Genomic DNA, 10,874 nt, shown 5'->3' on the forward strand with positions numbered 1-10,874 from the left:
CGTTTTTTACGAGAGTTCCGTTTTCAGTTCGTCGGCCACGCGAGCGCCGAGTCCGTCTTTCGACCCGACGTACTCGCTCGTCTCGTCGGCGCGGACGACGAGCGCGCGGGTCTCGTCCGCACCCATCACGGAGGCGTCGTTGGCGACGACGAACGCGAGGCCGACGCGGTCCATGATGCGGCGGGCCTCCCCGACCATCGCCTCGTCGTCGCCGGTCGTCTCGGCTTTGAAGCCGACGATGGTGAGGTCGGGATGCGCCTCACGGACGGTGTCGATGAGCTTCGGCGCGGGTTCGAGGTCGAGCGTGCGCGCCTCGCCGGAGCGAATCTTCTCGTCGGCCGCCTCGACGGTGAAATCGGAGATTGCGGCCGCGGAGACGAGCGCGTCGGCGTCGGCGACGACCGCGGCCTCGACGGCCTCCAGCATCTCGGCGGCCGACTCGACGGAGAGCACGTCGGCGTAGTGCGCGTCGTCACCGTCGTGGACGAGCGTCACGTCCGCGCCGCGAATCGCGAGCGCGCGGGCGACGGCGCGGCCCGTGCGACCGGAGGCGCGGTTCGAGAGGGTGCGGATTGGGTCGATGGACTCGGTCGTCGCGCCGGCGGTGACGACGACGGATTTCCCGGCGAGCGTCTGTTCGGTCGTCGCTTTCGCCACGCCGGTGACGATAGCCTCTTCGGTGGCGATTTTCGCCTTTCCTTCCTCGATGCGGGGGTCGACGAACTCGACGCCCCACGACTGCACCCGCTCGATGGCGTCGAGGACGCCGGGGTGGTCGTACATGGGTTCGTGCATCGCGGGCGCGACGACGACCGGGACGCCCGCGCCGAGGGCGGTGGTCGCGGTGGTCGTCACGGGGGAGTCGTCGATGGCAGCGGCTATCTTGCCGACCGTGTTGGCGGTCGCGGGCGCGACGAGGAACACGTCGGCCCAGCCGTCGCGGCCGCAGAGTTCGACGTGTTCGACGCGGCCGGTAATCTCGGTCACGACGTCGTTGTCGGTTGCGAACTCGACCGCCCACGGGTGGATGATTCCCGTCGCGGCGTCGGTCATCACCGCGCGGACCGACGCGCCCCGCCGGCGGAGTTCGTGCGCCAACTCGACGACTTTCACGGCCGCGATACTCCCCGTCACCCCGAGCGCGACGTTCACACCTTCGAGCATTCACTCGTCTCTGCGCCCGCTATCGGTTAAAAGGATTCGCGTCCGCGCGGGGTGGTCTCGGACCGCACCCGCGGGACTCGGCGTCGGTTACTCGTCCAGTCGCCCGAGTTCGTCGTCGACGAGGCTCGGGTGAGTGCGCTGGCGCTCGTCGTGGGGTTCGGCGAAGAACTCGCGCATGACCTCGCGGGACTCGCGTTCACGGCGGGCGCGCTCGTCGGCGTCTATCTCCTCGCAGGCCGGCGGCACCTCGCGGCCGCGGTCGGTGAAGTAGCCGGTCGGCGCAACCCAGTCGTTGTAGAACGCCGTCCCCGAGTCGTGGACCAGCGTGATTGCCGTCTCCGCGGCGTCGCCGGCGGCAACGACCGCCTGATGGTAAATCTCGGTCAGTCGCCCCGCGGCGTAGATGCCGGGGACGGCGGTCCGGCCGAGGTCGTCCACGTCGACGTAGGTCTTCGACCCGGCGGCCCGGAGGTCGACGCCCGTGTCTTCGAGATAGGACGCGTCGGACCACGAGGCCGCGACGACCCGCGACGCCTCGACGGTCTCTTCGCCGTCGTCGGTCTCGACGGTCGCCCGGAACAGCGGGTCGTCGTCGTCGCCGAGCACGTCGAGGCCGGTGACCCGGCCCGTCAGTCGCTTCGCGCCGTTTCGGTCGGCCTGTTCGGAGAGGAGGTCGGTGAACAGTCGGCTGTTGACGCCTGCCGGGAAACCGGGGACGTTTTCGAGGTGGGCGTTTCGGCGAACGATTGGCTCGCCCTCGTTGACGACGAGGGTGTCGAGGCCGGCGCGCGCGAGGAACGTCGCGGCGGTGAGGCCCGCGACGCCGCCACCGACGACGAGCGCGTCTCGTGGGTTCGTCTCGCTCATACCGTGCGATAGCTCAGCGGCGAGTAAAACCGTGCGGATGTCGCCGAAGTCTGCCGAACCCCGCGTCCCGCATCGCTAGCGGGTTATCGGCCCAGCGACGCGCCCGGGTCGTTGAGCCAGCGGTTTTCGGCCGCCTCAACGCTGACGAGCCCCGCGGATTCGCCTTCCGGGGTCATCCGGACGCGAAGCCGCCAGCGACCGTCCGAGAGCGCCTCGCCGTCGATGAAGCGCACTGCCCGCCCGGGCGTCCGGCGGAGGAGCGACACAGCGATGGGGAGCGTCGGAATCCGGCCGGTTCGCTCCGCGAGCGCGTAGTCGCCGAACGTGAGTTCCCACGTCCGAGAGCTGTCGTCGCCATCAGTTCGCGCGTCGGTGAGGGCGTCCGCTCGGGCGTCGGTTTCGGACGCCCTGTCGGCCGCGATGTCGGCCCCGGTGTCGGGAATCGGCCGCACCGAGTACCCCTCGACGAAGCCGACCGTTTCGAGCTGCCCGAGCGTCGCGTCAACCGGGTTTGGCGTCGGTTTCGGACAGAACAGTCCGGCGGCCGTCTCGACGACCGCCCGCTGTTCGGCGACCGAGAGGCGGACGTCCAGTTCGCTCATCAGGCTCCACACCAAGGTGAGACAGAAGTCGTCGTGGTCTTCGACGACCTCGGCCAGCGTGAGGTACGTCTCCATCGCGGCGGTCTCGGCCTCCCGGTGGCCGAGTTCCGACAGCGCCTCGAACAGCGCGCCCGCGGTGTCGTGGCAGAAGGCACTGTAGCGGGTGTAGTCGTCTTCCGACCCCACTGTGGCCGACTGAGGCGGCCCCTTCGACACCTCGTACACCTGCGGGTCGTCGTATGGGATGTTCGGATCATATCGGCGAAGCGCTGCCCGGTACTCTCTCGTCAGTTCCGCGGCCTCCCCGGCGGTGCGTCGGTCCGGAAACCGCTGGCCAGTCGCGGCTCCGGGCTCCGAACCCGTGCGACCGCACACTATCGCGTAGTCGCCGTCGGGACGCGCCAGAGACCGAATCTCGGCTCTGACGTCCCGAAGCGTCCCCCCCACCATCTCGGCTCTAGGTCGAGACACCGGCCGATTATAGGTTGCGATTGCGACGGCTGTCAGTCCCGTGGGAACGGGCGACGCGGCCCACAAGGCTTTGGTCCCGCCGACCCCATTCGACGCTCGTGGACGAGATAGCCGTCAGCACCGTCGTCTACCTGCCCCCCGAGGAGATATACGAGTTCCTCGTGGACTTCCCGCGGTACGCCGACTACTCGAAGCATCTGCGAGACGTGCGACAGTCGGGCGACGGGTCGCCGGGCACGCGGTACGCCCTGTACTTTTCGTGGTGGAAGCTCACCTACACTGCCGAGTCGAAGGTGACCGACGTCACCCCGCCGACGCGAATCGACTGGACCATCACCAAGGACGTACACGCCGTTGGTCGCTGGCGGGTCGAGGAACTCAACGACCTGCCGGCCGACGCCCCGTCGGAGGCCGATACCGCCTGTCGCGTCTTCTTCGAGGTCGAGTACGACCCTGACAGTGTCTCCGCGGGCGACATCGACCTCCCGCGGTTCGTCTCGCTGGGGTGGGTCATCGATAAACTCCGACCGGTGCTCCAGAAGGAGGCGGAGCGAATCGTCGAGCGAATCGTCGCCGACATCGAGGGGCGGCCGCGACGCGTGGAACTGACGATACACTCGAAACCGGGGTCGTGACCGCCGATGCGCCGGAAATACGTGAAGGGAAATGCACATACGCGCCCGCGGTCCAAACCAGACGTATGACAGGGGCTGGTCTCTGGTGCGCGTGATAATCATCGGTGCCGGACAGGTCGGGTCGTCCATCGCGGCCGACCTCGACGAGACCCACGAGGTCGTCGTCATCGACTGCGACCCCGAGCGCGTCGACGAACTGAACTACACGCTCGACGTGCTGGCGCTTCACGGCGACGGAACCTCCGTGGACACGCTCGAAGAGGCCGACGTCGAGCGCGCCGACATGGTCATCGCCTCGACCGACGACGACGAGACGAACATCGTCGCCTGCGCGACCGCCAAGGCCATCTCGAACGCCTTCACCATCGCCCGGGTCAAGAACACGGAGTATCTCCGGACGTGGCAGCGCTCCGAGAAGGCGTTCGGCATCGACTTCATGGTCTGTACGAACCTGCTCGCCGCGGAGTCCATCGTCCGCGTCGTCGGCCTCCCCGCCGCGCGCGACGTTGACCCCTTCGCGGGCGGGCAGGTCCAGATGGCCGAGTTCGAAGTCGACGAGGAGAGCCCCGTCGCCAACCAGACCGTGAGCGAGGCCGACCGGTTCGACTCGCTGACCTTCGCGGCCATCCTCCGCGACGGCGAGGTCACCATCCCCCGCGGCGACTCCGTCATCGGCCCCGGCGACCGCGTCGTCGTCATCGGCAGTCCCCAGAGCGTCCAGGGGTTCGCAAGCTCGGTCTCGCCGGGCGAGCAGTCGGGCACCGCGGAGGAGGTCGTCATCGTCGGTGGGAGCGAAATCGGCTACCACGTCGCCCGCCTGCTCGAAGAGCGCGGCTTCAAGCCCAGACTCATCGAGCACGACCCCGACCGCGCCCGCGAACTCGCGGAGATGCTCCCGGGGACCATCGTCATGGAGAGCGACGCGACCGACGTGGACTTCCTCGAACGCGAGCACATCGGCGACGCCGACCTGCTCGTCTCGGCGCTCGACTCCGACGAGAAGAACCTGCTCGTGTCGCTGCTCGCCGCTCGCCTCGGCGTCGAACGCACCGTCGCCGTCATCGACACGACGCCGTACGTGGACCTGTTCGAGGCCGTCGGCGTCGACGTGGGTGTCAGCCCCCGCGAGGTCGTCGCCGAGGAGATAACGCGCTTTACCCGCGAGGGCGGCGCGGAGAACGTCGCGCTCATCGAGTCTGACAAGGCCGAAGTGCTGGAAATCGAGGTCGACGCCGAGAGCGTCCTCGCCGGCAAGCCGATTCGGGAGTCGGTGGCGACGCTCCCCGAGGGCGTCGTCATCGGCGCGATAACCCGCCGCCGCGAGTTCATCACCCCCCGCGGCGACACCGTCATCGAGCCCGGTGACCACGTCGTCGTCTTCGTCGATAGCTGCGTCATCGACGACGTGACACCCAATCTGTAGTCGGTCCGCCGCACGGCCTCCCGTTCTGCGCCGAAATCCCGACCCCGTCACGCCGTCGCGCACTCGATCGCGAACCCGAACAGGGAAGAACCCGGCGCTCGGTACGTTAGTCCACGGATGAAATTGCGGGTCGATTACAGAGCCAGCCTGCGTCTCGTGGGGACCGTCCTGAAATATCTCGCGGTCCCTCTTTGTTTCCCGCTCGTGGTCTCGCTGTACTACGGCGAGTCGGTGCTCCCGTTCGTCGTTACGATGGCCGTCACGGTCCTCGTCGGCACGGGGCTCGAACGGCTCGCCGACGACCCCGACATCGGGGCCCGCGAGGGCTTCCTGATGGTCGCGGTGACGTGGCTGGCCGTCACGATAGTCGGCGCGATACCGTTTCTCGTCGAGGCCCACGGCATCCCCTTCCTCACGTCACCCATCCACCCCGAGTCGACCCTCGGGAACCCGGTGAACGCGCTGTTCGAGACGATGAGCGGCTTCACCACGACCGGGGCGACGGTGCTCGGCGACATCTCGTTTAACTCGCACACCCGCGGCATCATGATGTGGCGACAGCTCACCCAGTGGCTCGGCGGGATGGGTATCGTCGTCCTCGCGGTCGCCATCCTCCCCGAACTCTCCGTGGGTGGCGCACAACTGATGGACGCGGAAGCGCCCGGCCCCGGCATCGAGAAGCTCACCCCGCGCATCGCCGAGACCGCCCGCGCGCTCTGGGGCGCGTACCTCGGCCTCACGGTCCTCGAAATCGTCCTCCTCTACGGCCTCCACGTCACCGGCAACGCCCCGAACATGGACGTGTACAACGCCATCGCCCACGGGCTGACGACGATGCCGACCGGCGGGTTCTCCCCGGAGGCCCGGAGCATCGAAGCGTTTTCCGCGGCCGCACAGTGGGTCATCATCCCCTTCATGGTCGCCGCGGGGACCAACTTCGCGCTCTTCTGGCACGTGCTGACCGGCGACCCGAAGCGGCTGTTCCGCGACACCGAGTTCAAGTCTTACCTCGGCGTCATCGGCGTCATCTCGGCCATTCTCGCGGGGATTCTCTTCCTCGGTGACGGCCTCATGTCCGTCGCGCCGGCGGGCGAGACCTACGACCAACTCTACCTCGAAGGGATCCGCACGGCCATCATCGGCAACGTCGAACCCGCGGTCCGCCAGTCGGTGTTTCAGGTCGTCTCCATCGTCACGACGACCGGCTACGCCAGCATCGACTTCAACGCGTGGAGCGCGCCGACGCAGTACGGCCTGCTCTTTGCGATGTTCATCGGCGGCTCCGGGGGTTCGACCGGCGGCGCGGTCAAAATCGTCCGCTGGTACGTCATCGTGAAGTCGCTCCGCCGAGAGCTGTTCACGACGGCCCACCCCGAGGCGGTCCGCCCGGTCAGGCTCGCGGGCCGCGCGGTCGACGAGCGGGCCATCCGCGGCATCTACGCCTTCACGCTCCTGTACCTCGTGCTCTTTTTCGTCTCGGCCGGGGTGCTTCACCTCGACGCCGCGCGCACCGGCTTCGACGTGAGTATCCTCGAGACCATGAGCGCCGTCGCCGCGACCCTCGGGAACGTCGGGCCGGGCTTTGGTGTCGTCGGCCCGATGGGAAGCTACCTCGACTTCTCCAACGGCTCGAAGCTGTACATGGTGCTTCTCATGTGGGTGGGCCGACTGGAGATTCTGCCCGTGCTGGTCATCTTTACGCCGGAGTACTGGCGGCGATAGCGCCGGAAAAACAGAAGTCAGTGCCCGTGTTCGTCAGGGATTCAGCCCGTAGATGACCGACCGGGCGAACACCAATACCGGGATGATTTCGAGGCGGCCGACCCACATGTTGAAGAGGAACATCGTCTCGGCCCACGGGTTCATCCACGGACCGGTGATACCCGTCGAGATACCGACGTTCCCCTGCGCGGACGCGACTTCGAACAGCGCGTCGGCGTAGGTGAACTCCGGCCCGGCGAGGTTCACGAGCAGGACGCTCGACCCGACGAGTAGCAGCAGCCAGAGCATCGAGACGATGGCCGCCTCGGAGAACTCACGGTCCATCTCGGTCCGCGAGAGGCGACGACCGTTCATCTCGATGTTGACGATTGCGCTCTCGGGGAGGAACACGCGGGAGAACTGCCAGCGGATGCCACGGGCGATGGTGTAGCCGCGGATGATTTTGATGCCGCCGACGGTCGACCCGGCGGCCCCGCCGAGGGTCATCGCCCCCGACAGGAGAATCTTCCCGCCGTCGGACCACTCGCCGAGCGGCGCGGCCTGAAAGCCGGTGCAGGTGAGCGCGCTCACCCAGTGGAACGCGGCGTCGCGGACGGCGTCCGACTCCGGCCCGCCGAGAACGCCCGAGAGTCCGAAGTAGTCGGCGGTCTCGACGAACGCCGACCCTGCGGTCGCCGGGAGACTGACGAGGTTCTGGAGGGCCAGCGCGACTGCGCCGACCGCGAAGAGGACGAGGAGCCAGCGCGTCTGGAGGTCGCCCCAGAGCCGGTCGATATCGCGGTTCTTCAAGATGGCGTAGTGGACGGGAAAGGCGATTGCCCCAAGCGCCATAATCGGCAGGAGCACCGTCTCGATGAGCGGCGAGTCGTACGTGCCGATAGAGCCGTCGGTGACGGCGAACCCGCCGGTCGAGAGGCCGGTCATCGCGTGGTTGAGCGCCTGCCACGCGACCTCCCACAGCGAGAGCGCGGCCCCGTAGTCGCTGGCGCGGATGGCGAAAAAGAGGACGACCACCGAGAGAAGCGTGTAGCCGACGAAAATCTTCCAGACGGTCCGGACCGTCGAGACGACGCTCGGATGTATCTTCTCCTCTCTGGCCTCGCCGCGGTAGAGCGCGTAGCTCCCGCTACCGGGCCGCGAGAGGATGGAGACGGTGAGGACGATGACGCCCACGCCGCCGACCCACTGGATGAGCGAGCGCCACCACTGAATCGTCCGCGGGAGCGACGGCTCGTGGATGCCCATGGTGAGGCCGCTACCGGTCCAGCCGCTCATGCTCTCGAACAGGGCGTGTAAGGGGTCGCGGAAGTAGACGAGGCTCGACTGGGCGTAGTCGGCCCCGGCGGGCACGAGCGCCGTGAAGACGCTCTGCGGGGCAAACTGCGCCGTGAGAAAGAAGGGAAGCGACCCGAAGGCGGCCGTGGCGAACCAGCCCGCGGCGGCGATTATCATCCCGTGTTTCATCCGGGGCGCGGGGGCGTCCTCGAACGCCTTCCGCGCACCAAGCCCGACGAACGCGGTTGCGCCCCCGGCGGTGAGAAACGCGAGCGCGGCGTACCACTCGCCGAAGCCGACCGCGACGAGGACTGAGGCGGTCATCAGGGCCGACTCCATGGCGAGAAGCGAACCCACGTCGCGGCCGATGACCGCGAGGTCGGCGGGCCAGCCGGAGACGGTTCGTCCGCGGCGGGGCATCAGTGGTCCTCGTAGTGGCCGAACACGTCGGTCACCTCGGGCGTCGCGCCCTTCGCGGAGTAGACGGTCAAAAGGTCGCCCGAACCGATGGTGGTGTTCCCGCGGGGCGTCACGGGGTCGTCGTCGCTCTCGCGTTCGATAGCGACGATGAGGGTGTCGCCGTCCAGGAGGTTCTCCTGGGCCGCCTCCTGAATCGTCATCCCGGCTATCGGTGCGTTCTCGTCGACGCGGATTTCGAACACCTCGGCGTGTTCGCCGATGCGCATATAGTCGACGATGGACGGGCGTTTGACCGCCCGGTAGAGGTATTCCGCGATGAGTCGCTGGGGGTTCTCCATCGTGTTGACGCCGATTTGGCGGTAGAGGCTCATGTGCTCGGGATTGTGGACGACGGAGACGATGTCCGGGATGTTGAGTTCCTTCGCCAAGAGACAGACCATGATGTTTGTCGCGTCCTTGTCGGTCGTCGTGATGATGGCGTCGGCCCGGTCCGCGCCGGCCTCGTCGAGCGTCTGTTTGACCGTGGCGTCGTCGTTGAGGACGAGACAGTCGAACGTCGCGGCGGCCGCCTCGGCCTTCGCCTCGTCGCGCTCGACGACGACGACCTCGTTACCGCCCTCGGTGGCGATTTCGATGAGCGGCGTGCCGATGTTGCCCGCGCCGACGACGATGATGTACATGACGTTCCGGCGTCCGTATCGGGTGGTGGAAAAACTATCGGCATGTCGTTTCGTTGTTCAAAATACGATTTCCCGAACAAACGGCTACTGAGTGTGGATTCACCGCGTGTTCGGTCGCCGAGTCGGGAGATGATCGAGGATTTGTCCATCCCCGACCCCGCGTTCACGGTGTCCGGTTCGGCTTGGCGGACCGGATATTTATCAACGGATATGGTATATGTGGACATATGTCACTTCCGACCAGTCGGCCTCGCGGCCAAGCGAGGGTCCGCCCGTGAGTCACTCGGGCGGGCGCGAACCGGCCGTAAGTCTCGGTCTGCTCGACGCGACGATGGTCGGAATCGGTGCGATGATCGGCGCGGGAATCTTCGTCTTGACGGGGCTCGCAGTCGACATCTCCGGTCCGGCGGCCATCATCGCGTTCGCTCTCAACGGCGGCGTGACGACGTTCACGGCGCTTTCGTACGCCGAACTCGCGGCCGCGATTCCGCGAAACGGCGGCGGATACGCGTACGTCCGCGAGGTGTTTTCCGCACCCGTCGCCTTCGTCATGGGGTGGACGCGGTGGTTCACGTACATGATTGCGGGGTCGCTGTACGCGCTCGGCTTCGCGTCGAACTTCGTCGAGTTCGGCCACATCTACGGGTACGCCCTTCCGGGGCCACCGGTCCTGTACGCGCTCGGCGCCGTCGTGACGCTCGTGGCGCTCAACGCCCTCTCGACGGAAGCCTCGGGACGGGGTGAAACGGCGATCACACTACTCAAAATCGCCATTCTCGGCGTGTTCGTCGCGTTCGGTCTCACGGCCGCCGACGCCGGGGAGTTCGACCCGCTTTTCACCGAGGGACCGCTGTCGGTCCTCCCCGCGATGGGGCTGACGTTCATCGCGTTTCAGGGGTACGACCTCATCGCCACCGTCACCGAGGAGGTCGAGAACCCGCAGGTGAACATCCCGCGGGCGATTCTCCTCTCTGTCGCCGTCACCGTGGTCGTTTACCTGTTCGTCGTCTTCGTCGCTATTGGGACGCTCGGCGCGGACGGGCTCGCCGGCGCGGGCGAGACGGCAATCGCGCAGGCGGCGGAGGGCTTCATGCCGACGTTCCCGATACTCGGAACGGGCGCGGCGCTCATCGCCTTCGGAGCGGTCTTTTCGACCATCTCGGCGCTCAACGCGGTCGTCATCGGCTCGTCGCGGGTGGCGTTCGCCATGGGCCGCGAGCGACAGTTGCCCGCCCGCCTCGGCCGGTTCCACCACCGGTACGGGACGCCGCTCGTCGCCATTCTCGCGTCGGCCGTGGTGATGCTCGTCGCCGTCCTCGTCGTTCCCATCCGCATCGTCGGGAACCTGGCGAGTCTGTTCTCGCTTCTGGGCTTTATCATCGTCAACTACGCGTTGATTCGGCTTCGGCGGCGACAGCCGAACCTACAGCGACCCTTCGAGGTGCCGCTGTACCCCGTCACCCCGGTCCTGGGCATCGTCTGTAACGTGCTTTTGGGCCTCTTTATCGACCCGTTTACCTGGGCGCTGAGGGTGTCATAGAACGATTAGCACACCAAAGAGCAGGGTGAATGCTGAGGTGGAATGAGCTCAGCGACCCTGCAAGATGATCCTTCG

At 67.1% G+C, this 10,874-nt stretch carries 9 protein-coding genes; 4 read left to right on the forward strand and 5 right to left on the reverse strand.

Going from position 1 to position 10,874, the window contains the following annotated elements; all coding sequences use genetic code 11:
- Positions 1–6: 6 nt before the first annotated feature.
- The 3 genes from coaBC to AM590_RS19560 form a co-directional block, all read right to left on the reverse strand.
- On the reverse strand, positions 7–1,164 hold the full coding sequence (coaBC, locus tag AM590_RS19550) for a bifunctional phosphopantothenoylcysteine decarboxylase/phosphopantothenate--cysteine ligase CoaBC (RefSeq protein WP_058828929.1): 1,158 nt from the start codon (positions 1,162–1,164) through the stop codon (positions 7–9).
- A gap of 87 nt (positions 1,165–1,251) precedes the next feature.
- A complete protein-coding gene (locus tag AM590_RS19555; RefSeq protein WP_058828930.1) occupies positions 1,252–2,031 on the reverse strand; it encodes an FAD-dependent oxidoreductase in 780 nt (259 codons plus the stop codon).
- Between the two features lie 83 nt (positions 2,032–2,114).
- Positions 2,115–3,083: a hypothetical protein gene (locus AM590_RS19560; RefSeq protein ID WP_058828931.1), complete on the reverse strand. Its 969-nt coding sequence runs from the start codon at positions 3,081–3,083 to the stop codon at positions 2,115–2,117.
- 119 nt (positions 3,084–3,202) lie between these two features.
- Here AM590_RS19560 and AM590_RS19565 point away from each other — a divergent pair, with 119 nt between their 5' ends.
- From AM590_RS19565 to AM590_RS19575, 3 genes are all read left to right on the forward strand, one after another.
- Positions 3,203–3,739, forward strand: a complete 537-nt coding sequence (locus AM590_RS19565; protein WP_058828932.1) for a type II toxin-antitoxin system RatA family toxin — start codon at positions 3,203–3,205, stop codon at positions 3,737–3,739.
- 85 nt (positions 3,740–3,824) lie between these two features.
- Complete coding sequence (trkA, locus tag AM590_RS19570) at positions 3,825–5,162, forward strand: Trk system potassium transporter TrkA (RefSeq protein WP_058828933.1); 1,338 nt, start codon at positions 3,825–3,827, stop codon at positions 5,160–5,162.
- Between the two features lie 117 nt (positions 5,163–5,279).
- Positions 5,280–6,884: a TrkH family potassium uptake protein gene (locus AM590_RS19575; RefSeq protein ID WP_058828934.1), complete on the forward strand. Its 1,605-nt coding sequence runs from the start codon at positions 5,280–5,282 to the stop codon at positions 6,882–6,884.
- A 33-nt stretch (positions 6,885–6,917) separates the two neighbouring features.
- Here AM590_RS19575 and AM590_RS19580 read toward each other — a convergent pair whose 3' ends face one another.
- Entirely contained in the window at positions 6,918–8,579 is a 1,662-nt protein-coding gene (locus tag AM590_RS19580) for a TrkH family potassium uptake protein (protein ID WP_058828935.1), read from the reverse strand.
- Complete coding sequence (locus AM590_RS19585) at positions 8,579–9,259, reverse strand: TrkA family potassium uptake protein (protein ID WP_058828936.1); 681 nt, start codon at positions 9,257–9,259, stop codon at positions 8,579–8,581. Before AM590_RS19585 ends, AM590_RS19580 begins: the two co-directional genes overlap by 1 nt.
- Positions 9,260–9,533: 274 nt before the next feature.
- Here AM590_RS19585 and AM590_RS19590 point away from each other — a divergent pair, with 274 nt between their 5' ends.
- On the forward strand, positions 9,534–10,799 hold the full coding sequence (locus AM590_RS19590) for an APC family permease (protein ID WP_256364953.1): 1,266 nt from the start codon (positions 9,534–9,536) through the stop codon (positions 10,797–10,799).
- Positions 10,800–10,874: the final 75 nt, after the last annotated feature.

The organism is Haloferax sp. Q22, assembly GCF_001482285.1.
Lineage (GTDB): Archaea > Halobacteriota > Halobacteria > Halobacteriales > Haloferacaceae > Haloferax.